Origin of the sequence: Photobacterium obscurum, from assembly GCF_026191635.1 — a bacterium.
GTDB lineage: Bacteria > Pseudomonadota > Gammaproteobacteria > Enterobacterales > Vibrionaceae > Photobacterium > Photobacterium obscurum.
Genome location: NZ_JAKRRW010000001.1, coordinates 83,165 through 105,749, shown reverse-complemented (window position 1 = coordinate 105,749; position 22,585 = coordinate 83,165). Strand labels below are relative to the sequence as shown.

Sequence of the window (22,585 nt, the reverse complement as noted above, 5' to 3'; positions counted from 1 at the left end):
AGAAAATAAGCCACATTTTTACAACCGCTATCATAACGTAAAGCTGACGTGATCGAAGATCGAAATTTTGACGACCTAGCGCAAAAATTTGCGAAAAATATCTATGGAACAGCGAAAGGCCAAATTAGGCAGACCGTTGTCTGGCAGGATCTTGAGCAGATTTTAGCCTTGCTAGAAGCTGATGCACCGTTGCATATTCTTGATGCAGGCGGGGGGATCGGCCAGCTCTCGCAAAAAATTGCAGAGCTGGGGCATCGTGTCACTTTATGTGATCTTTCTGGCGAAATGCTGAAGTTGGCCGAGCAGGAAATTGCTAAAAACGGTCTTCTTGAGCAATATCGTCTGGTCCACAGCTCCGTCCAGGATATTGGCGAGCATATGAGCGAGCCTGCTGATCTGGTGTTATTCCATGCCGTAATGGAATGGCTATCTGATCCGAAGGATGCGCTGGAGCGATTGCTGGCGCAGACCAAGCCCGGTGGCATCATTTCCGTGATGTTTTACAACTACAACGGACTGCTGTTCAAGAATCTGATTTGTGGCAACTTGACCCACATTGAAGAAGGAATGCCCCACCGAAAGCGTTTTAAGCTACAGCCACAGCAGGGGATCAAACCAGAGGACGTATATAGCTGGTTAACAGATGCCGGATTCTCGATTTTAGGTAAAACCGGTGTGCGTACCTTCCATGACTATATGCAGACAACCATGGTGGGTGATTACAGTTTTGAACAAGTTCTTGAGATGGAGCAAAAGCTTTGTCGTCAGGAACCTTATTTGTCCCTGGGGCGCTATATCCATGTATATGCCCGGAAGCCACTAGACCAAGAGACTGTCTTCGGTGGCGAAGAGACAAGCAATGATAACCGCAATAAGGACAATGGATGAGTGATGTATCCCAGACCGTTCCTGAGTTGGTAAGTTGGGTTAAGCAGCATGAGTTTTCGCTTAACCTGCCAACGGAACGGCTGGCGTTCTTGTTGGCGATTGCCGTATTAAGCGGCGATCGCTTTGATGAGGAATTAGGGGAAGGAGAACTGGTTGATGCGTTCCGTATTGTGAGCGATATGTTCGACCAGTCACAGGAAACCCTGTCATTTCGTGCCAATAACGCCATAAATGAGTTGGTTCGCCAACGTTTGATAACCCGTTTCACCAGTGAAGTGACCGACGGTGCCAGCATTTATCGACTTAGCCCATTAGCGCTGAGTATTACAGACTATTATGCCCGCCATCGTGAGTATTCATCCCTGAAGTTGTCGATTCAGCTGGCAATGGTTGCCGACGAGATCAACAAAGCAGCTGAAGCTGCACAAGAAGGCGGTGACGAGAAACACTGGCGTCAGGAAGTTTACGCGGTTCTGAAATATTCGGTTGCTGAAATATTCGATCGTATAGACCTGAACCAGCGCACCATGGACGAGCAGCAGCATCAGGTAAAGCAAGATATTGCCGAACTGCTGAACCAGGATTGGCGCGCGGCCATCACCAATTGTGAAAGTCTGCTAAATGAAACGTCCAGTACCCTGCGAGAGCTGCAGGATACACTTCAGGCGGCGGGTGATCAGTTGCAAACCCAGTTGTTAATGATCCAGGAAGAAGTACAGGGTGATCCTGAACTGGATTTCGTTGATGGAATGATCTTCATTCTTCAGGCAAAACTGGATCGGATCATTAACTGGGGCCAACAGGCGATTGACCTGTGGATTGGCTATGACCGCCACGTCCATAAGTTTATCCGTACCGCGATCGATATGGATAAGAACCGCGCCTTCAGTCAACGTTTACGCCAGTCGGTGACGGACTATTTCGACGCACCGTGGCTGCTTACCTACGCCGATGCAGAACGCCTGCAGGATATGCGTGATGAGGCACTGGTGCTGCGTGATGACGAAGTGACCGGGATCGTGCCGGAAGAGATGGAATTTGAAGAGCTAAATCTGGTGAACGACCAGTTAGCCGACCAAGTTGCTGCAATGCTGCAGGCCCACAAAGAAACGGGTGCTGCAATTAACCTAAGTTTGCTTCTTAAAGATTATTTGGCTCAACATCCACATGCGCAGCATTTTGACTTGTCGCGCATTGTGATTGATCAGGCTGTAAGGCTCGGTTACTCAGAGTCTGATTTCAATGCAATACAGCCTGATTGGGAAGCAATCAACGACTATGGAGCCAAGGTACAAGCTAATGTCATCGATAAATATTGAAGAATTTATGCCTGAAAAGCTGGCTAAGGCAATTGCCAACCCGCTTTTCCCGGCACTGGATAATGCGCTACGTTCTGGCCGTCATATTGCCAGCGAAGATCTGGATAACCACGCATTCCTAATTGAGTTCGAGCAGGAGCTCGCTCTGTTTTATAAGCGTTATAACGCTGAACTAGTACGTGCGCCTGAGGGCTTTCTCTACCTGCGTCCACGTTCCACCTCGCTGATCGGCCGCTCTGTTCTGTCAGAGATCGACATGCTAGTGGGCAAGGTGCTGTGTTTCCTTTACCTGAGCCCGGAACGTCTGGCTCACGAAGGTATTTTTACTAATCAGGAACTGTTTGAAGAGCTATTGGTGTTGGCAGACGAGCCAAAGCTGATGAAACTGGTGACTAACCGAGCCTCTGGTTCTGACTTAGACCGTGAAAAGCTGTTCGATAAGGTGAAAACCTCGCTACGTCGTTTGCGTAAGATTGGTATGATCATCCCGGTTGGTGAAAACGGTAAATTCCGCATCAGTGAGGCGGTATTCCGTTTTGGCGCCGATGTCCGTACCGGTGATGATGTTCGTGAAGCACAGCTGCGTCTGATCCGCGACGGTGAGGCGGTGGTTGTGCATCAGCAGGAGCCTAGTCAGTCAAGCCTGCTAGAAGCAACAGACGAACAGGCAAAAGAAATAGAAACAGAAGTGGCCGGACAGGAGGGTGAAGCCTGATGGAACGCGGTAAGTATCAATCGCTGACGATGGTCAACTGGAACGGCTTTTTTGCCCGTACGTTTGACATCGATAATTTGGTTACCACCCTGTCTGGCGGTAACGGTGCCGGTAAATCGACCACGATGGCGGCTTTTATTACGTCTTTGATCCCTGATCAGAGCCTGCTTCACTTCCGTAATACGACGGAAGCTGGAAGCTCGAACGCTTCTCGCGATAAAGGTCTGCACGGTAAATTAAAGCCGGGTGCTTGTTATGCGGCATTGGATGTCGTTAACTCGAAGAAGCAACGCATTATCTTTGCGGTTAAGCTGCAGCAAGTTGCTGGCCGTGACAAGAAAGTCGACATTAAGCCATTTATTATCCAAGGCTTGCCGTCAGACGTTAAGCCGACCGAAGTACTGGTCGAGACGCTGTCTGACAACCAGGCGCGTGTTCGCCAGATCAACGAAGTCAAAGAAATTGCAAGCGAGTACGAAGGCGTACATTTCAAAGCCTTTAACTCGGTAACCGACTACCACGCTCAAATGTTTGAGTTTGGTGTGTTGCCGAAGAAATTACGTAATAGCACGGATCGCTCCAAGTTCTACCGTCTGATCGAAGCTTCTTTATACGGTGGTATTTCAAGCGCCATTACCCGTTCGCTGCGCGATTACCTATTGCCGCAAAATACCGGTGTGAAGAAAGCTTTCCAGGATATGGAAGCGGCCCTGCGCGAAAACCGTATGACGCTGGAAGCAATCAAGCTGACGCAAAGTGATCGTGACCTGTTCAAGCACCTGATCACTGAAGCGACGAACTATGTTGCCGCGGACTATATGCGCCATGCCAACGAGCGTCGCAAGAAGCTAGAGAAAACATTGAGCCTACGCGGTGAACTGTTGGGTTCACGCCGGATCCTGGCCGATCAGCAGAAATCAATGATCAACATGACCGGCGAGCTTGACGAACTGACCGAGCGTGAAGGTGCGCTGGAGCAGGATCATCAGGCGGCTTCTGATCACCTGCAGCTGGTTCAGACAGCCGTCCGTCAGCAGGAGAAGATCGAACGCTACCGCGAAGATCTGGAAGAGCTGACCGAGCGTTTGGAAGAGCAGGTGATGGTGGTTGAAGAAGCTGCCGAACAGCTGGCAATGGCCGAAGAGCAGGCGCTGCTGACTGAAGAAGAAGTCGATAGCCTTAAGACCCAGCTGGCAGATTACCAGCAGGCGCTCGATATGCAGCAGACCCGTGCCCTGCAATATCAGCAGGCAGTACAGGCGCTGGAGAAAGCCCGCGATTTGTCTGGCGATCACCAGCTACTGGCCGATCAGGCTGTACCTTATCTTTCCCAGCTCAAGCAGGAGCAGGAGGTTCAGACCACCGCACTGCTTGCACTGAAGCATAAGCTGGATATGTCTTCGGCGGCTGCCCAGCAGTTCGACAAAGGCCTACAGATTGTGACCACAATTGCTGGTGCCATCGATCGTGCCGCTGCTGGTGACAAGGCTCGCGAGTTGATTGCCCATGCTCGCCAATTGCGTTCTGTAGCAGAACGTGGTGATCAACTGAAGGCTCAGTATCGTGACTTGGAACGTGGTGTACGTAACCAGCGCCAGGCAACTGAGCTGGCTGAAACCTACGCCAAGCGTTTTGCAACGGCTATCGACAGTGAGCTGACGTTGGCTGAAGAGCAGGCCCGTCATGAAGCGACGCTGGAAAACCTCGAGCAACAGCAGGATATCTTGGTAGAGCAACGTGGTGAACTGCGTCGTCAGGAGCAGCAGCTTTCATCGCAGATTGTCTCTCTGGAAGCATCAGCGCCTGCATGGATTGCCGCATCGGATATGTTGGAAAAGCTGTCGGAGCAGTCGGAGCGCGAACTGTTTGACAGTCAGGCCGTGATGGATGCAATGCAGCAGACGCTCGACAAAGAGCGTGAGGCTTCTTCAGCACGCGATCAGCTAGCGATACGCAAGAAACAACTAGAGCTGGACATCGAGCGTCTGGCGCAACCGGGCGGCAGCGATGATTCTCGCCTGCGAGCTTTGGCCGATACCCTTGGTGGTTGCCTGCTTTCTGAAATCTACGATGATATCACACTGGCCGATGCGCCTTATTTCAGCGCGATGTATGGTCCGTCTCGCCACGCGATTGTGGTACCGGATCTGAAGGGCATCAAAGACAAGCTGGTGGCTTTGGATGACTGTCCGGATGATCTATACATCATTGAAGGTGATGCGGATTCGTTCGATGACAGCGGCTTTGATGTCGATGAGCTGGAAGATGCCGTTTGTGTTCATCTCAATGATCGCCAACTGCGTTACTCACGCTTCCCGAAAGTACCGCTGTTTGGTCGTGCGGCACGTGAGCAGCGTCTTGAGCAGTTGCGTGAAGAGCGTGATCAGGTTGTTGAAGATCATGCCAAGGCATCGTTCGACTCTCAGAAGTTGCAGCGCTTATATCAGAGCTTCAACAGCTTTGTTGCCACACACATGGCGGTAGCATTCAATGCCGACCCTGAAGCCGCATTGAAAGTTGCCCGTGACAAGCGTAACCAGATCGCTCGTCAATTGACTGAAGCCGATGGCAAAGAACAGCAGCAACGCAGCCAGTTAACTGCTGCGCGTGAAGGCCTGGCTCTGTTGGGTAAACTGACGCCGCTGGTGAATCTGCTGGAAGACGATACACTGTCTGCACGCTTTGAAGAGATCGAGCTGCAACTCTCGCAGCTTGACGAAGCGCGTAACTATCTTGACCGCCATGGCAAGGCCATTACCGAGCTGGAAGGTTTGGTTTCTGCGCTGGATGCCGATCCTGAGCAATTTGATGCCCTGCAAGCTCAGTACAATCAAGCTGACAGTACTTTGCAGTCACTGAAAACCAAGATCTTTGCGATTGCCGATCTGGTTGAGCGTCGTCACCACTTTAGTTATGCCGATTCGGTTGAGCTGCTGAACAAGAGCTCTGAACTGAACGAGCAGCTGAAGGCAAAACTGGTTGCTGCAGAGCGTGAACGAACGCGCTGCCGTGAGGGACTGAAGCAGTCTCGTGCCCAGGCTAACCAATACAATCAGCTGATGGCCTCTCTGAAGAGCTCACATCAGGCGAAGCTGGAAACGGTTCAGGAATTTGAACGTGAACTGCAAGAGCTGGGTGTACGTGCTGATATAGAAGCCGAAGAGCGAGCGCGCTTGCGTCGCGATGAATTAAACGAGCGTCTGCATAGCTCTCGCAACCGCCGCAGCCAGCTGGAAAAATCGATTACTTCGGTTGAGCTGGAAATGAAAGGCCTGGTGAAGCGTCTGCGTAAAGTAGGCAAGGAATATCAGGAAATCCGCAAGCTGGTGGTTACCGCAAAAGCGGGTTGGTGTGCGGTACTGCGACTGGCGCGTGAAAGCGATGTTGAACGTCGATTGCATCGTCGCGAAATGGCTTACATGTCAGCCGATGAGCTACGTTCGTTGTCAGATAAATCTTTGGGTGCACTTCGTTTGGCGGTAGCTGATAATGAAGATCTCCGCGATGCGCTACGTGCCTCGGAAGATGTGTCACGTCCGGAGCGCAAGGTACTGTTATATATTGCCGTCTACCAGCATCTGCGTGAGCGTATTCGTCACGATATCATTCGTACCGATGATCCGGTTGAAGCGATTGAAGAGATGGAAGTGGAACTGGCACGTCTGAGTGAAGAACTGACCGCGCGTGAGCAGCGCTTAGCGATCAGCTCCGATTCGGTAGCTAACATTATTCGCAAGACGATTCAGCGCGAGCAGAACCGTATTCGTATGCTTAACCAGGGCCTGCAAAATATCGGCTTTGGTCAGGTGAAAGGTGTCCGACTGAATGTCAAAGTGCGTGAAACGCATGAAGTGCTATTGAACGGTCTGGCCGAGCAGCAAGATCAGCATCAGGATCTCTTTGGCAATAACCGTCTATCGTTCTCTGAAGCGATTGCCAAGTTGTTCCAGCGCCTGAACCCGCATATTGAAATGGGTCAGCGTTCACCGCAGATCATGGGCGAAGAGCTACTGGATTACCGCAACTACCTAGAGCTTAATATTGAAGTTAACCGTGGTACAGACGGCTGGCTACAGGCAGAGTCGGGTGCGTTATCGACAGGTGAGGCTATTGGTACTGGCCAGGCTATCTTGCTGATGGTTGTGCAGAGCTGGGAAGAGGAGTCACGTCGATTACGTGGTAAAGAAATTATCCCATGTCGCTTGTTGTTCCTCGATGAGGCAGCCCGTCTGGATGCTAAATCAATCGCCACGCTGTTTGAGCTGTGTGATCGTTTGGATATGCAGTTATTGATTGCAGCTCCTGAGAACATCAGTCCGGAGAAAGGCACAACCTATAAACTGGTACGTAAGATCTTCAAAGATCGCGAACACGTTCATGTCGTTGGTTTGCGAGGCTTTGGACAGGAACCTAAACCGCAGGCAAATATTCAGGAGATGCTGGAGCTGAACCCGGCATAATCTGTTGAAGCAAAGAGTAATCTAAAGGCCGGCTAACCCCGGCCTTTTTTGTGTCTGTAACTTATTGGTGTAGAGCCGCTATGTCTTCATAGTAAGATCTCTTTCTCATTACTTAATTACGCCCTGAATATATTTTTTGCCTTTCTAATAACTCCTAGAATTTTAACTGTTGGATTAGGCCAACCAGAATTATCGCCAAACTAAGCAGCGGCCAGTTAATTGGTTTGGTAACGGCCAGTTTATATATTGTCGTAGGGGTGTAGACATGAGAAATATAATATTAACAGTGCTCGCCACGTTGGTCGTGGCTGGATGCAGCGATTCTGATGGCGCGGCATCATCAGCCTTGGCCGATGCAGCGCCAAACCAGGATACAGTACCAGTGTCTGTAGACATATCAAAGCCAACAACAGAAGTGCCTCAAAGTGGCGACGAGTTGCAGGCATGTGTGGCAATTGATGCGGTTTCAATTACAGATCTGGCTGGGACACTGATCGAGTGGACCACGAAGAGCATGAGTGATCCATATGCAGTCAATTCAACCCAATGTATCCCACCAGATTCTTCCATTCCAACTGATAATGATGGCTATCCAAAATTTATTGTTATCGATCTCTATGACATAACGGGGGTCGATTTGGTTAATTTGATCTCTGAGCAGTTAATCCCAGTCGGTGAATATACCAGTCTTGGTTTATCGATTATTCAGGGAAGCTACGGAGATATTCTGGATTCACCGTATTCGTATGTCGGTAATATGGTGGATAAACATAAGATGGAAATTGTTGATGAATTAACCTTCGATGGCTTAAACATCAATATAGATGTACCTGAAACATATACCATGGCATTTGATATCAGAAGCATGATTCAGCTTATCAACGATGCCTATATTATGAAGAGTGAAGGCTTACGCATCGTGGAAAATACCTTAAAAGGTAGCATCTTTGGTGATATTGATACGTCTTCATGTCCTGTCGTTGATAATGCTTACGTCTACCTCTACGGTGCAGACAGTACACAATATGGGGATCTGGGTTCCGAGCACGCGCCAGTGACAACCGCGAAGGTAGCGGATGACGGTACTTATGCGGTGCCCTATGTCTCGGAAGGAAGCTATGATGTGGTATTGGTGTGTGACGGTTTGCTAGATTTGCCAGATCAGATTGATTTGGATATCGATTTAGATGGTGAGTCACCTAAGTACACAGATCAGTATGTAAGTAGTGGTGAGGATAAGTATCTGCCACTGTGATAAACAGCCATTGCTTGAGAAGCTTTGAGCCGTTTGGATTTTTGACGGCTCTGGCTTTACCTTATCCATAGAGTTTTCTGCGACGATTCAGTTGGCATTAAGCATATATCGTTATCCTATATTCTGTGAAGATACGATCTAGCTCTCATTATCAACAATACAGTACTATCTCTCTGCCTTTCTAACTCCCTGACCCTCAATCTAATAATCAATTTTGTCTACATTTCCAGTCACTGTGGTCTACTTTTTATCGGTTGTTTTTCAATCAGGACTTATATAACTTTCATTTCAACACCACGAAGCCTGATAGAAAGAGACCCTGATATGCCAGCAGTAATGACCCTGAAAAAAGTAGTTTTTGGTGCCATGTTTGGCCTAGCTGTAATCGGCTTCGGTACCGCCCAAGCCTCTGTAACCACATCTCCTGAAAACCACCTGCTATCAACATTGAATTATGTGGAGCTAGAAGCCGAGCAGGGCGATAAAAATATGCAATTGTTTTTAGGTCGCGCCTATCTTGAAGGCTCAAATGGCCTTAAGGCTGATACGCTAAAAGGTATGTACTGGCTTCAAAAAGCGGCTGTTGATATGCCCGAAGTTAAAACCATGATTGGTGATTTGTTTAAAGCTGGACAGGTATTGCCAAAAGACAACCTTCAAGCTGTAAAGTGGTACACAGAAGCCGCAAAAGAAGGTGATGTACCAGCCATGGTTGAGTTGGGGGCGTACTATGCTTCAGGCGCGACTGGAAAAGTTGACTGCGGTAATGCCATCAAATGGTTTAACGAAGCCTCAAATGGCGGCTCGCTAGAATCAAAGCGTAATCTGGTATGGTTATATGCAACGTGCTCTGATGAACGTATGCGTGACGGAGAGCGTGCTCTTAAACTGGCTAAGCAGGTAATGAGCAGAACGGGTACGGGCGATGCTGGTGACTATGATAACTTGGCTGCAGCCTATGCTGCATGCGGAGAGTTTAACCAGGCGATTGAAGCGCAGGAAGTCGCGATTGAAAAACTGGACGAAACCCAAACCCAGCGTTACGCGAAGTTTGAAAAACGTCTGAAGCTTTATCAGCAGCACCAGACCATTTATATGGCATCGCTATAATTCTGGTCGATAAGATTTAACAGGGCCGACTTCGTTGAAGTCGGCCCTTTTTGTTGTCATCTCTAAACCACCGTTTTGAGCGGTGTTGATTGTTCTGTCCTCGTTTTGACCCGAGATAAGCCGTTGCAATGATCTATCTCTAATTTGTTGATTTATAGAAATAACCCCTTGTTTTTATTAAAGCGATAACATGCTACTGTGCGCAAAATTGTATATGCGGGGTTTTATGCCCCAGATTTTGTGTTTTGATGGATGTAGTAATGAAAAGTGTAATTAAAAAGACGCTGGTGGCGATATCGCTGAGTGTCGTCCTGTCTGGCTGTTCCGGTGATAATGGTGATGAAAAGACTGCAAATGTAGTCATCGATGATGGTTATGTGAAATCAAGTCTTAAATCTACCCAAGGGGTAATTGATGGTGAGCTTCAGTCTTCGCTTTTCGAATCATTAGACGGTGATACCGTCGAATATGATTACTGCCATACCAATGGCTATTGCTTCGACGGGGATAGTGCCGAGGTTGCAAATTCAGGTTTGTCTAACATGACACGTCGCTTCAAAAAAGCCTCAGAGGTGAATAACCCAGAGGTGGAGCTGCTTCCGGTATTTTTGCAGGGAATGGATGTCGATAGTGCTGATGGCCAACGTATTGTTTCGGCGCTGCAGAATATTGAAGCTGTGATTGGTGACAAGATTTTTAGGCAGCCTGTTCGTGTTGACATCGACATTGAAGAATACCAAGGTAACCCAATTGATGCCCACTCACTCTATAAGAAGAAAGGTGACGCAGATCCTGCAAAAATCACCGCTTATGAAGACTTGATGTTACGTGACGACGATCCTGTTAAAAGCGGTTTGTTCTTCTCTTTTGGAACATTAATCCCGGTGATGGGTACTTGCGAACATTCGATTGGTACGGTCAGTTTAGCCCCATATAACTTTTACTCAATTGGCGGTATTGTTGATAACGAAGGGTTCCTCAAGAATGATGGCTTTGTATGGCTAAATTTAGGTGTTGACCAGGCTGATTGTAATACGATGGATAAAGTCAGCCCGGCGATTATCGAACATGAAATCTCGCATGCTATTGGCTTAACAAAACATTTTGATAGTTTTGGAAACAAAGGTGTATTTGAATCGGGTGCTAAAGCTGTATTGAAAACACTCTATAATAATCCGGCAGGCACTGATTTTGATGCTGTTACAGTGTATAAATAACCAACATTTGTGAGATAGCGTTGGTATTGATATTGGTATTGAAATACCCAACGATACTCTTTATGGGTTAGTTTTTGCAAAAGGAGCGCATAGCGCTCCTTTTTTTACGTCAGTCGGATCTTCAGGGCATCTTCCCACCAAGCTCTGTGCAATATGCTTTTGTTGATTTGGAGTGACGGTCGCATGTTATGCAAATGTTGTAATTAATATCCTTAACTATACTTTGTGATGCATTACCTCTTTAGCTGTAGCTAAAGAGGATAACCATAATAACGATAGGATGTTAGCAATGAGTACCCCCGAAACAGTTGATGAAAAAGAGCGATCTACATACGAGTGGCGATCATTTCTGTTTATCGTCATTTTTCTTTTCCCTATCCTTTCTGTCGCGATTGTCGGTGGCTACGGCTTTGTTGTATGGGCAATACAAGTCCTTTTTATTGGCCCCCCGGGTCATGGTTAAGCCGTATTTCTACAGTGAATTGAATAGTTAGGTGATACCTATGATGAGCTTTTTAAAAAAACTGTGGGCGACGTTTTGGCGCCCGGCAGTGCATATCAGTTTAGGTGTGTTATCTCTCGGAGGTTTTATTGCCGGGATTTTATTCTGGGGTGGATTTAATACAGCCCTTGAGTTCACCAATACTGAAAAATTTTGTATTGGCTGTCATGAAATGCGTGACAACGTTTATGAAGAGCTGCAGTCGACAGTGCATTGGTCCAATCATTCTGGGGTACGGGCAACCTGCCCTGATTGCCATGTTCCCCATAACTGGACAGATAAAATTGCTCGTAAGATGCAGGCCAGTAAGGAAGTGTACGGGGCTATCTTTGGCACCATCAATACTCGTGAGAAGTTCCTCGATAAGCGCCTTGAACTGGCAAGCCATGAGTGGAAGCGCTTTTCTGCCAACGGCTCGCTGGAATGTAAAAACTGCCATGATTACGACAGTATGAATTGGGATTTAATGTCCGATTTGGCAAGAACACAGATGAAGCAGGCTGCCGAACGAGATCAAAGCTGTATTGATTGTCATAAGGGGATAGCGCACGAGCTTCCTGGCGATATGGATACTTCAGGCGGTATGGTGTCTGAACTTGTCCAAAAAGCAAATAATACGAGCTATTCAGAAGGTGAGAGCTATTTTAGTGTCCGTTACTTACCTATGTATCAAGATGAAGCGCTGACGGTGGACGGTGGCCAACTGAGCCCAGCATCTGAGGTAACCGTGGTTCAAGTCAAGGACAGCGTGATTCAGATCGAGATTGCCGGCTGGCGTAAAACCAAAGGGTTTGGTCGAGTTATTAACGAAGATTTTGGCCTCAATATTCCGACAGCGGCACTAAGCAAAGAAGTGGCGCTTAACGATGCCCTGGTCGAGAAGTTTGAAGAGAAAGAAGATGATCTGACGGGTCTTGGCTGGCAACGGATTACCGTGAAACTGTGGATGCCGAAAGAGTCATTTATGGAAGATGTCGAAGAGATTTGGGCGGTTGCCGCTCCGGCCTATAAGAACAACTGCAGTGTCTGTCATACCCAGCCAGCAGAGAACCATTTCGATGCCAATACTTGGCCGGGCATGTTCAACGGTATGCTTGCGTTCGTTAACCTTGATAATGATAGTGAAGCCCTGGTGCTGAAATACCTACAAAAACATTCATCAGACTTTTCTGATGGTGGTCATTAAGATGCAAATGAGGGATAAACGATGTCATTAAGTCGACGTAAATTTCTAAAAGGCCTGGCAACGACCTCGGCTGCGTCTGTGATTGGCCCGACACTGTTGATGCAAGCGGCACAAGCGGTAGCCAAAGAAGGCTCGCCGTATTCGGCAGAGGGTGCCTGGAAGGTGTCGGGTTCCCATTGGGGAGCGTTTCGGGCACGGATATATAACGGTAAAGTTGCCGAGATCAAGCCTCTCGAGAGAGACAAATACCCGACCGATATGATCAACGGGATCAAGGGCATTATCTACAGTCCGTCACGGGTCAGATATCCGATGGTACGTCTCGATTGGTTAAAGCGGCATAAGTACAGTGGTGATACGCGAGGAAACAATCGCTTTGTTCGGGTTACCTGGGATGAAGCATTAGATTTGTTTTACCAGGAGCTAGAGCGGATACAGAAAGACTATGGCCCGTGGGCTCTCCATGCCGGTATGACGGGGTGGCGACAAACCGGGCAGTTCCATAGTTGTACATCCCATATGCAGCGCGCGGTCGGTATGCATGGAAACTTCATGACCAAAGTTGGTGATTACTCGACAGGGGCCGGGCAGACGATACTTCCGTATGTGCTTGGTTCGACGGAGGTCTATGCCCAGGGAACGTCATGGCCTGATATTCTCGCGAATAGCAAAACCATTATTTTGTGGGGTAATGATCCGCTCAAGAATACTCAGGTAGGCTGGCAGTGCGAAACCCATGATTCGTATGGTTACTATGAGCAGCTGAAGGCGAAGATTGCCAGTGGGGAGATCAAGGTGATCTCTGTTGATCCGGTGCGTTCGAAAACCCAGAACTATTTGGGGTGTGAGCAGCTGTATGTCAACCCGCAAACAGATGTTCCCTTTATGCTGGCAATTGCGCATACCTTATATAAAGAAGAGCTTTACGATAAGAAATTTCTTGAAACCTATGCATTGGGCTTTGAGGAGTTTATGCCTTATGTATTAGGAAAAACTAAAGATAAAGTGGAAAAAACACCTGAGTGGGCTGAGCCGATTTGTGGGGTTAAGGCCAAGCAAATCCGTGAGTTTGCCCGATTGATGGCAGGCGGCCGTACCCAGTTGGTTTTCGGTTGGTCAATTCAGCGCCAGCAACACGGTGAGCAACCCTACTGGATGGGGGCGGTGGTGGCCGCTATGCTGGGTCAAATTGGTTTACCGGGTGGGGGCGTTTCGTATTCCCACCATTACAGTGGGGTGGGAATTCCTCCTACGGGCGCCTCGGGGCCGGGTGGCTTTCCCCGCAATCTGGACGAAGGGAAAAAACCGAAGTGGGATAGCGATGACTTCAAGGGGTACAGCCGTACGATCCCGGTTGCACGTTGGATTGATGCTATTCTCGAACCTGGCAAGGAAATCAACTATAACGGTAGTCAGGTGAAACTACCGGAGACCAAGATGCTGGTGGTTAGCGGTTGTAATCCATGGCACCACCATCAGGATCGCAACCGGATGAAAACAGCATTCCAGAAGCTGCAGACGGTGATCACCATTGAGTTTGCCTGGACCGCAACCTGCCGCTTCTCTGATATCGTGCTTCCCGCCTGTACGCAGTTTGAGCGCAACGATATCGATTTATATGGAGCCTATTCGGCATCCGGGATTTTGGCGATGCACAAGCTGGTTGATCCTCTCTATCAGTCAAAAACTGATTTTGAAATCTTCACCGAGTTATGCCGCCGCTTCGGCCGACATAAGGAATATACCCGCGGTATGGATGAGATGGAATGGGTCAGAATGCTCTATAACGATTGCCGGGAGGCGAATAAAGGGACGTTTGAGATGCCGGAGTTCGAGAAGTTTTGGGCTGATGGTGTCGTCGATTTTGGTGAAGGAAAGAACTTTGTCCGTCATGCTGACTTTCGTGAGGATCCCGAAATAAATGCGTTAGGTACGCCGTCAGGTTTCATTGAAATCTATAGCCGTAAAATTGATCGTTATGGCTATGAGCACTGCCAGGGGCACCCGATGTGGTTTGAAAAAGCCGAACGTTCACACGGTGGACCGAAGTCAGACAAATTCCCATTATGGCTTCAGTCCTGTCACCCGGATCAGCGCCTGCATTCGCAGATGTGCGAGTCGGAAGAGTATCGGGCAACCTATACAGTGCAGGGTAGGGAGCCTATCTACATTAGTCCGGAAGATGCCAAGCAGCGTGGAATCCGTGATGGTGATATTGTCCGGGTATTCAATGATCGTGGCCAGTTGCTTGCCGGGGCCCGAGTTTCGGATAACTATCCACCTGGCGTAGTACGTATTCATGAAGGGGCCTGGTATGGTCCATTGAATGAGAAGGTCGGTGCCATTGATACCTATGGAGACCCAAATACTCTGACTATGGATGTAGGTTCGTCCGAGCTTGCCCAGGCGACCAGTGCCAATACTGTGGTTGTGGATATCGAGAAGTTTACCGGGGAGGCACCTCCTGTTACGTCGTTTGGTGGCCCGATTTATGAGAGCTAATTGATTAAATCCGGTTGATTGGAGGGCTGCCTATCAGGCGGCTCTTTTTTTTGAGGAAGGAGGGAGAGTCACCGGTATCAGAGGTGATTCCACTTGATATCAAACCATGTGTGATCACCCAAAAGGAATCATCGAGACTGATGTAGTACACTAAAATGGTATTAAATCCACACCTCATATCGATAAGAATAATCAGTAAGAAGTAACATGAAGCCACAACAAGAAGATATCTCCGCGGTAACCAAGCAGACGGTGCCAGTATATGGTGTCGGCGACAGTACCCTTCGGGCCGCAGGAGGAGAAGACGGTGTCAAAAAACTGGTGGATGCATTCTATCACCATATGGATACCTTGCCGGAAGCTGAGACGATCCGGGCCATGCATGCCGATGATCTGACAGAGTCGAGAGAGAAGCTCACGACGTTTTTGATAGGCTGGATGGGCGGCCCTTCACGCTATGCCGAAAAATATGGCAGCATGAATATTCCCGGAGCTCACCGCCATTTGGCGATTGGTATTGCAGAGAAAGAAGCTTGGCTGCTGTGTATGCAAAAAGCGCTGGACGAGCAGGGCTACGAGGAAGTGTTCAAACGCTATGTGATGGTGCAGTTGTCATTCCCTGCTGAAATGTGTCGAAACCGTTAGGCTTCTAAGGACGGTGGAGTCCTTACTCCACCGGTTATCCCAATCAGCATCAATATTTGATTATTTTATTTCTGATCCCATTGTTGACGGAAAAATTCGTCAATGGCTTCAATGGCTTTTTCAATATATTCCTCCCAGTCAAAGGGTTGAATGTGTTTTGTATGCGCGCCAGCTCTATATTGAAAAATGTTCATCAGAATCCCCCCCTTTGCCGAAAGCTGGTTTTCTGTTAATTATAGCGGGGGAGATCCCCTAGGCTACAAGTTCCGCTTCACCATCTAGTGCCCATTGAATACATTGCTCGGCCAAAATATCGAGAGAGTCCAAACACTGTTGCGGCTGTTCGAGTGTTTGTTCGGCTAGGGCGACAGGTATTTCTGTACAACCAAAAATGACAGCCTCGGCTCCGCGATTCAACATTGCCTCAAAGACCGGCTTCATTAATTGTTTGCCACGCTCGACATCGCCGGCCTTGACCGCATAAATACCGTTCATTACTGCTTGTTGTTCAGATTCTGTTGTTTCTATGGCTTCAATTTGCTGTTGAGCTAGCTTGGTTTTATACATTCCGGCCATCATTGTTGCCGTTGTCGCAAGTACACCGACGGTGCGGTAGTGGCGGTGTTTGGCTTCGTTGACCACGCTGTCGATAATACTGATGGTATGCACTTTGCAGCAACCTGTCAGGCGAGGGTACCAGTAGTGGGCAGTATTGCATGGCATGACAATACATTCAGCTCCAGCCTGCTGCAGCTGTTCCATACCCTGTTTTAGCGCTGGGAAAGGGTCTTTGCCGTTACTGATAAGATAAGCTGTTCGATCAGGGATCTGTGGGTTATTACTAACAAGCATAGGGATATGCTGCTGATCGTTATGAGCCGGAGTTCGTGAGATGATTTTTTGCATAAACTCGACAGTCGCTAACGGCCCCATTCCACCAAGAATTCCTAATTTTCTGCTCATGCTCTTGTTCCTACAGTATTTTTAACTGCATTTACTATAAGACGGCGGTTATTGGATGAGAAATGCCGTTGCTGAGGCTGTAATGCCGAATCGGTATGGGTATTTGTCGAAACTGTGATCAAGCGTGCTTGAATTTTATCTGCATCGGTTAAGTGCTTAGATATACTGTTTTTTTTATTTTTACTTAAACTTTATGAATATAGAAAGTAAGTGGCTGGAAGATTTTCTGGCCCTGGCAGATGCCCGAAACTTTTCGATAGCAGCTGACATGCGCAACGTTACCCAGCCAGCTTTTAGCCGTCGAATCAAAGCACTGGAACATATGGTTGGTGCCGAGCTTATCGACAGAAGCAAGACGCCGGTAGCCTTGACTCCGAGTGGCCGCCTGTTCCGGATCACAGCACGTACCCTGATGAACCAGATGATGGACGGGATAGGCCAGTTGTCAGATCTGTCCAAACTTGGTGGCAATATGGTTCGTGTGGCTGCTGCGCACTCGCTGGCAACCAGCCTGGTGCCATCGCTTCAGCCGAAATTACTTGCCGGCAAGCACAGTCCGTTGCTCAGCGTTGAGGCTATTGACGTCGATCAGGCGATCGAGGAGCTGCACGAAGGAGGGTGCGATTTGCTGTTGGCCTTTGATGATGAGCTACTTAGGTTGCCACCTTACCAGTCATTGCAAATAGGGCAGGCAGAATTGTTGCCCGTCTGTGCCTGTGATGCCGAGGGTAAGCCCCTCTATCAGGTCTCCAAACATAAAGAGGTTCCCTGGTTAGCCTATAGTCCTAGCTCCTATATGGGGCGGCAGGTAGAAGCGATTCGTGATCAGGTCAATTTGCGGGCGGTGTTTCTGTCATCGATGACCGATCTGCTTAAGGTACTGGTACTCAAAGGGCAGGGGGTGGCTTGGCTGCCAGACTATTCAATTGAGGAGGAACTGGCGAGCGGCAAGGTTGCGGTTGTCGGTGAGCCGCACTTAAGGCTGCCTATCACCTATTATGCCTACCGCTATCAGGCGCGTTTGCACCCGGCGGGAGAGCAGGTCTGGCAGACCTTACGTAATCTGATAGACGAATAAAACCAAAGTCATAATATTTTCTAGTTCTTGATGTGGTGCGTAGAACGCTGCTACGGGATCAAAACTGGGAGATGAATACCATTACTTATTCCTACCTGGAATGGGTTGTCGTCCTATCTTTCGCTGTTAGTCGTTCAGGCGTAGTGGTAACGTCATCGTTCTTATTGATTGCTAGTAGAGACATTATTCAATGGATTTGTCGTTCGAAATTCTAAGCCTCCTTTTTTTGGTGGCGGGCTTGGCGGGCTTTATTGATGCGATAGCGGGGGGCGGAGGACTGCTAACTGTTCCGGCGCTGCTCGCGGCAGGTGTGCCGCCGACCCAGGCACTGGCCACGAATAAACTTCAAGGCTCATTCGGGAGCTTTTCTGCTTCTTTGTATTTCGTTCGCAACGGTTTTGTCAGCCTGAGGGAGATGCGAAATGCAATCGTCTGTACTTTCATTGGATCTGCCATTGGTGCCGAGCTTGTCCAGCGTATTGATGCGGGCGTATTAACCAGCCTAATCCCCGTACTGCTGGTTTGTATCTCGCTTTATTTTTTGCTAGCGCCGCAAGCAGGCAAAGGGGGAGGAATCCCGAAGCTGTCTGAGAATGCTTTTGCCCTTACTGTGGGCACAGGTATTGGATTTTACGACGGTTTTTTTGGTCCGGGAGCTGGGTCGTTATTTACAGTTTGTTTTGTCGCGATTGCCCAGTTTGGCCTTGTCGAGGCAACGGCAAGGACCAAGATTTTGAACTTCACTTCTAACTTTGCTGCGCTGCTGTTTTTTATCGCTGCGGGGTTGCCGATTTGGGAAATTGGCTTGGTGATGGCGGTTGGCGGCTTTATTGGCGGACGAATGGGTGCCAAGGTGGTGATCACCAAGGGACGGAAGTTGATCCGGCCGATGGTGGTGGTGGTCTCGATGGTAATGGCGATCAAATTGCTTTGGGAACAGAATCCGCAATGGTTTCAATAAGGGTGCGAATACGCTGTGATTGGTAGCTGTTCTGACGGTAGCAAAGGTGGACCGGTCGGGTGAGCTCATCGAGAAACTCAAAATGATGGCAGTATATCGGGTTGATTTGTAAGGCCTTGACGATTGATGCCGGAACCAGAGCCGGAGCAACTCCGCCAAGAGCCAATTGTGCCGATGCCGTGTAGGAGTCCATTTCCATCAGGGGAATAATCCCGACTTTCTGGAGCAAACTGGCCTGATTGGCATTGGCCGGGTTCTTAAAGTCATTGACGAGCAGGGCACTGGGTTGCTGGGCTAAAGGTTGGTTGCTAATGACCGAGAAAGGCTCGTCAAACAGGTGGCGAGTCGACAGACCGTGCTGTGGCGTCAGGTGCCCGGCGCAAAAGCCGATTGTGGCATCCCCTGCTTGTACTTTCTCAATGATAACCGGCGTATGGTGGGTGGTGATGGTTACGAAAGGATCATGCTGAACATAGCGGCCCATCATGTTGCCAAGGTAGCCGGCAACCAAGGTTTCTGAACATGCAAGGCTGATGAGCGTGTGATCTTGGAAATGTTGCTGGTCAAAAATCAGACCTTTGATTTCTTTATAGCTTGGCCCGACATTGTCAATCAGGGCGACGGCATCAGCCGTTAGCTTGATATGTCGCCCTGCGGGCTCGATTAACTTCTTGCCCAGCCGTTTTTCAAGCCTCGCTATGCGTTTACTGACAGCACTTTGACTAATGTAAAGCTGACTGCCTGCCTTGCTCATGGTGCCTTCTTTGGCAAGGACCAATAACGTTTCAATTCCCTCTAGTAACACATGACATTCCACTGTTGAAATAATGGAATCATTATATCTCTAACGGACGATAAGTTGCAGAGGATTTGTGGGAGTAAGATATAACAGCACGCTGTATTTGGACGCGATGCGATTGCGGGTAAACCGTAAAGGGCTTAATCGTCACCACAGCGACGGAAGGAACGAAAAAGCCGGTAATCCGGCTTATTCGTATTAGTTTGGGGTTTCTTCTTGCTTGGTAATACTACCGACTTCAAGTACGGCGGCAACTTCAAGGTGCTCAGCATTCATCATTGAAGAAATACGCTGTACAGATGATAGCAGTAGTGATTGCTCCCAATCTTCGAGTTCATGAAAGCGGGACACAAAATTTTCTTGTAAAGGAAGTGGTGCTTTGGCAAGCACTTCTTTACCGTTGTCCGTTAGGTAAGCATGCACTTTGCGCTTATCCAACTTGCTTCTTTCGCGAACCACTAACTCACGTTTTTCCAGGCGATCGAGAATCGTAGTCGCCGTGGCCTGACTCATATTCGTATTGTTTGAAAGCTGACGAATGGTGACTTCACCTGAGTCACGAATCGCTCGCATCAGAACTAATTGAGGCCCCGTTAACCCTGCGACTTTATTGAGTTTTCTCGAATGTAGATCGATTGCTCGAATAATTTGTCGAAGGGCAATGAGGACTTCTTCGTGCTTGTCCATTTAACTCTCCCAAATTAGTTGCCGCGAAAGTACATCAATATGATTCAACATGAAAGACTTAGTTTCCGTAAAGTCGACAAAAACACGATTCTCAAAAAGAATTATCGTTGTCACTATGAAAAATAACAATTTATTTCCTGGCTTTTGGCTAGAGCGCAACTGAGACGATCCCTTCATGGAGAGCTGATGGCATAGTTTTTCTCGATGCCATGCTTGGTATATTAATCGAGCAAGTTGGATGTAATATAGGACTATATCGTGGGAGATTATTCCGTTGATATTTCCCTGTACTGACCAGTTCTTTCTTACCAGTACCTTTTGGCTCAAGTCAGTGGGTATCACGATAGTTGTTCGCGCTCAATATGATATGGTATCGGTACTCATCCCCTTGTGGGCGATATGGGACGGTAAACTTGTTCAAGTCTAAGAATTGAAACAATGCCTATTTGGGCCGAAGACTAAATTTAAGCCCGTGGGTACATGGATTTGCCATACTTATAACGATGTTGGCGAGGTGTTTGTATGGTTATGGCAAAACTTTGTAGTCTCGGACTTGTTGTGCTGGTTGCTTCAATGCAGTCCGTGTCGGCTGAAATTTTGCAGCCGTCTCAGCCACTTTCTGTCGTGTCAGTGCAGCCCCAGCATGCTGAGACCGTATTGCAGCAGCAGAAAGCCGAGCTGTGGGTGAGTGAAATTGCTAATAATGTCACTGCGATTCGTTATATTGATAAACTTGCCCAGCTTTATCATGGCATTGGTTATACACCAGTGTGGCAAGATACCTTTGCCTCGGATGAATTTGAAGAGCAACTGCGGTTAGTCGCTCTATCCGGTGTCAGCAGTGATTTCGCCCGCCGCTATTCCCTTCTAAAATATTTCAAACGTTCAAGTGACTGGCGCCAATATGATCTGTTGGCGACAGACTCATTATTGGCTTATATGAGCTACGCAGAAAGCTTACCGGAATTTGGTCGTGGTTGGCTGTTTGGGGCTGGGGTGGAATCTCGTTTGCCACCGCCATCACTGGTTGGGATGGATCGTTTGCTTGGTGCGATTGAAGAAGATCGATTGCGTTATTTTTTAAATGGATTTCGGCCAGCAGATGACCGTTACCGTCAAATCCAATTGGCAATACAGCAGATGGAGCAGGTAACTGAACATCCTTGGCCAAGGCTTTACCAGCCCGGTTTAATTCGTTTGGGAGCACGCCTGGACAATCCTGATGGCTTGATCACGATTTTAGAAAATCTCGGTGATTTGAAAGCTTACGAGGCTGAACAACTACGCTCTTCGGGAGTGCGCACCTACAATATCGATCTTGCTCGTGCAGTGAGAAGTTTCCAGTTGAGGCATGGACTGAAAGTCGACGGCATCATTGGTCCCAAGACACGTTTTTGGTTAGCAATGCCGCCTCAGGAGCGTATCAGGATATTAGCGTTAAATGCCCAAAGGCTGCGTTTGTGGCCTGTTGATAATGCCTCGATACTGATCGTCAACATTCCGGGATATGGCTTAAGTTTGTGGTTGGATAATGAACATGTTTTAGACAGTAAAGTTATTGTTGGGCGGCCAAGCCGCCGTACGCCGCTGATGACTTCGACTGTTGCCTCTGTCGTCTTTAATCCTTATTGGAATGTACCGATTTCCATCATGCGTAAAGATATCTTACCTAAAGCACGGTATGACCGTGGGTATCTGTACCGAAATGATTTTGCGGTGATCCGCAGTTGGACCAGTTCAGAGCAAATTCCAATCCATACCATTGACTGGCGTATTGTAAACGCGAAGTCTTTTCCCTATCGGTTGCGACAGAAGCCAGGCAAGAAGAATGCATTAGGACGATTTAAATTCAATATTCCGAATAATAACTCTATTTACCTCCATGATACTCCAGCAAAAAGTTTGTTCGAGAAAGAAGAAAGAGCTTTCAGCTCTGGGTGTATCAGAGTCGAACATGCTGATGATTTAGCCATGATCTTGCTGACATACTCTGGGGTACCTGAGTTACGAATAAATGAGTTGAAAGCCCGGGCTAAAACGAAAACCGTAGGCTTGGGAAATAAGGTTGGAGTACAGGTCATCTACCAAACGGCCTGGGTTGATAATCAGGGGCTGGTTAATTTCCGTGAGGATGTCTATAGCTATGATCAAGTTGGAGGGATGTCTCAAAAGGAAGAAAAATTGACAAAAATTTACAATGAATAAACTTCTTATAAGTCAATAATTAGACTGTTTTGGCACAATAAAGCGCCGTTTTATTGTCATTGTGGGGTTTGACTGAACAAAACCTGAACGTTA

General features: G+C 48.1%; 18 protein-coding genes. 14 read left to right on the top strand and 4 right to left on the bottom strand.

Going from position 1 to position 22,585, the window contains the following annotated elements; all coding sequences use genetic code 11:
• The first annotated feature begins 48 nt into the window (after window positions 1-48).
• The 11 genes from cmoM to MD588_RS00415 all read left to right on the top strand — a co-directional run bounded on the left by cmoM (window position 49) and on the right by MD588_RS00415 (window position 15,799).
• A complete protein-coding gene (gene cmoM, locus MD588_RS00465; RefSeq protein ID WP_265694793.1) occupies window positions 49-888 on the top strand; it encodes a tRNA uridine 5-oxyacetic acid(34) methyltransferase CmoM in 840 nt (279 codons plus the stop codon).
• Entirely contained in the window at window positions 885-2,207 is a 1,323-nt protein-coding gene (gene mukF / locus MD588_RS00460) for a chromosome partition protein MukF (RefSeq protein WP_265694792.1), read from the top strand. Before cmoM ends, mukF begins: the two co-directional genes overlap by 4 nt.
• Window positions 2,188-2,922 (top strand): chromosome partition protein MukE, encoded by a 735-nt coding sequence (gene mukE, locus MD588_RS00455; protein WP_265694791.1) that lies wholly within the window; start codon window positions 2,188-2,190, stop codon window positions 2,920-2,922. Before mukF ends, mukE begins: the two co-directional genes overlap by 20 nt.
• Window positions 2,922-7,382, top strand: a complete 4,461-nt coding sequence (mukB, locus tag MD588_RS00450) for a chromosome partition protein MukB (RefSeq protein WP_265694790.1) — start codon at window positions 2,922-2,924, stop codon at window positions 7,380-7,382. The genes mukE and mukB overlap by 1 nt, the downstream gene beginning before the upstream one ends.
• A gap of 265 nt (window positions 7,383-7,647) precedes the next feature.
• Window positions 7,648-8,637 carry a hypothetical protein gene (locus MD588_RS00445; protein ID WP_265694789.1) on the top strand — a complete coding sequence of 330 codons (990 nt, stop codon included), beginning with the start codon at window positions 7,648-7,650 and terminating at the stop codon, window positions 8,635-8,637.
• 324 nt (window positions 8,638-8,961) lie between these two features.
• Window positions 8,962-9,747 (top strand): tetratricopeptide repeat protein, encoded by a 786-nt coding sequence (locus MD588_RS00440; RefSeq protein ID WP_265694788.1) that lies wholly within the window; start codon window positions 8,962-8,964, stop codon window positions 9,745-9,747.
• A 260-nt stretch (window positions 9,748-10,007) separates the two neighbouring features.
• Window positions 10,008-10,964 carry a hypothetical protein gene (locus MD588_RS00435; RefSeq protein WP_265694787.1) on the top strand — a complete coding sequence of 319 codons (957 nt, stop codon included), beginning with the start codon at window positions 10,008-10,010 and terminating at the stop codon, window positions 10,962-10,964.
• Window positions 10,965-11,253: 289 nt separating this feature from the next.
• Entirely contained in the window at window positions 11,254-11,427 is a 174-nt protein-coding gene (locus MD588_RS00430) for a periplasmic nitrate reductase, NapE protein (protein WP_265694786.1), read from the top strand.
• Between the two features lie 40 nt (window positions 11,428-11,467).
• Entirely contained in the window at window positions 11,468-12,652 is a 1,185-nt protein-coding gene (gene torC, locus MD588_RS00425) for a pentaheme c-type cytochrome TorC (protein ID WP_265694785.1), read from the top strand.
• A gap of 21 nt (window positions 12,653-12,673) precedes the next feature.
• Window positions 12,674-15,154 (top strand): trimethylamine-N-oxide reductase TorA, encoded by a 2,481-nt coding sequence (gene torA, locus MD588_RS00420; protein WP_265694784.1) that lies wholly within the window; start codon window positions 12,674-12,676, stop codon window positions 15,152-15,154.
• 207 nt (window positions 15,155-15,361) lie between these two features.
• Window positions 15,362-15,799, top strand: coding sequence for a group II truncated hemoglobin (locus tag MD588_RS00415; RefSeq protein WP_265694783.1), 438 nt, complete (start codon window positions 15,362-15,364; stop codon window positions 15,797-15,799).
• A 65-nt stretch (window positions 15,800-15,864) separates the two neighbouring features.
• Here MD588_RS00415 and MD588_RS00410 read toward each other — a convergent pair whose 3' ends face one another.
• Window positions 15,865-15,993, bottom strand: a complete 129-nt coding sequence (locus MD588_RS00410; RefSeq protein ID WP_265694782.1) for a hypothetical protein — start codon at window positions 15,991-15,993, stop codon at window positions 15,865-15,867.
• 58 nt (window positions 15,994-16,051) lie between these two features.
• The gene (cuyB, locus tag MD588_RS00405) at window positions 16,052-16,762 is read right to left on the bottom strand and encodes a cysteate racemase (RefSeq protein WP_265694781.1); all 711 of its coding nucleotides are present in this window, start codon (window positions 16,760-16,762) and stop codon (window positions 16,052-16,054) included.
• A 193-nt stretch (window positions 16,763-16,955) separates the two neighbouring features.
• Between cuyB and MD588_RS00400 the strand changes: the two genes are divergently transcribed.
• Window positions 16,956-17,840 (top strand): LysR substrate-binding domain-containing protein, encoded by an 885-nt coding sequence (locus tag MD588_RS00400; protein ID WP_265694780.1) that lies wholly within the window; start codon window positions 16,956-16,958, stop codon window positions 17,838-17,840.
• 190 nt (window positions 17,841-18,030) lie between these two features.
• Window positions 18,031-18,801, top strand: coding sequence for a TSUP family transporter (locus MD588_RS00395; protein WP_265694779.1), 771 nt, complete (start codon window positions 18,031-18,033; stop codon window positions 18,799-18,801).
• On the opposite strand, the gene MD588_RS00390 is transcribed toward MD588_RS00395, so the two are convergent.
• Both MD588_RS00390 and MD588_RS00385 read right to left on the bottom strand, forming a co-directional pair.
• Entirely contained in the window at window positions 18,761-19,606 is an 846-nt protein-coding gene (locus MD588_RS00390; protein ID WP_265694778.1) for a LysR family transcriptional regulator, read from the bottom strand. The genes MD588_RS00395 and MD588_RS00390 overlap by 41 nt on opposite strands.
• A gap of 192 nt (window positions 19,607-19,798) precedes the next feature.
• Entirely contained in the window at window positions 19,799-20,287 is a 489-nt protein-coding gene (locus tag MD588_RS00385) for a MarR family winged helix-turn-helix transcriptional regulator (protein WP_265694777.1), read from the bottom strand.
• Window positions 20,288-20,809: 522 nt separating this feature from the next.
• On the opposite strand from MD588_RS00385, the gene MD588_RS00380 reads away from it, so the two are divergent.
• Window positions 20,810-22,492: a L,D-transpeptidase family protein gene (locus tag MD588_RS00380; protein WP_265694776.1), complete on the top strand. Its 1,683-nt coding sequence runs from the start codon at window positions 20,810-20,812 to the stop codon at window positions 22,490-22,492.
• Window positions 22,493-22,585: the final 93 nt, after the last annotated feature.

Coding starts and splice junctions, on each gene's coding strand:
- mukF (WP_265694792.1), top strand. CDS start 885: ATGAGTGATGTATCCCAGACCGTTCCTGAGTTGGTAAGTTGGGTTAAG.
- mukE (WP_265694791.1), top strand. CDS start 2,188: ATGTCATCGATAAATATTGAAGAATTTATGCCTGAAAAGCTGGCTAAG.
- mukB (WP_265694790.1), top strand. CDS start 2,922: ATGGAACGCGGTAAGTATCAATCGCTGACGATGGTCAACTGGAACGGC.
- MD588_RS00445 (WP_265694789.1), top strand. CDS start 7,648: ATGAGAAATATAATATTAACAGTGCTCGCCACGTTGGTCGTGGCTGGA.
- MD588_RS00440 (WP_265694788.1), top strand. CDS start 8,962: ATGCCAGCAGTAATGACCCTGAAAAAAGTAGTTTTTGGTGCCATGTTT.
- MD588_RS00435 (WP_265694787.1), top strand. CDS start 10,008: ATGAAAAGTGTAATTAAAAAGACGCTGGTGGCGATATCGCTGAGTGTC.
- MD588_RS00430 (WP_265694786.1), top strand. CDS start 11,254: ATGAGTACCCCCGAAACAGTTGATGAAAAAGAGCGATCTACATACGAG.
- torC (WP_265694785.1), top strand. CDS start 11,468: ATGATGAGCTTTTTAAAAAAACTGTGGGCGACGTTTTGGCGCCCGGCA.
- torA (WP_265694784.1), top strand. CDS start 12,674: ATGTCATTAAGTCGACGTAAATTTCTAAAAGGCCTGGCAACGACCTCG.
- MD588_RS00415 (WP_265694783.1), top strand. CDS start 15,362: ATGAAGCCACAACAAGAAGATATCTCCGCGGTAACCAAGCAGACGGTG.
- MD588_RS00410 (WP_265694782.1), bottom strand. CDS start 15,993: ATGAACATTTTTCAATATAGAGCTGGCGCGCATACAAAACACATTCAA.
- cuyB (WP_265694781.1), bottom strand. CDS start 16,762: ATGAGCAGAAAATTAGGAATTCTTGGTGGAATGGGGCCGTTAGCGACT.
- MD588_RS00400 (WP_265694780.1), top strand. CDS start 16,956: ATGAATATAGAAAGTAAGTGGCTGGAAGATTTTCTGGCCCTGGCAGAT.
- MD588_RS00395 (WP_265694779.1), top strand. CDS start 18,031: ATGGATTTGTCGTTCGAAATTCTAAGCCTCCTTTTTTTGGTGGCGGGC.
- MD588_RS00385 (WP_265694777.1), bottom strand. CDS start 20,287: ATGGACAAGCACGAAGAAGTCCTCATTGCCCTTCGACAAATTATTCGA.
- MD588_RS00380 (WP_265694776.1), top strand. CDS start 20,810: ATGGTTATGGCAAAACTTTGTAGTCTCGGACTTGTTGTGCTGGTTGCT.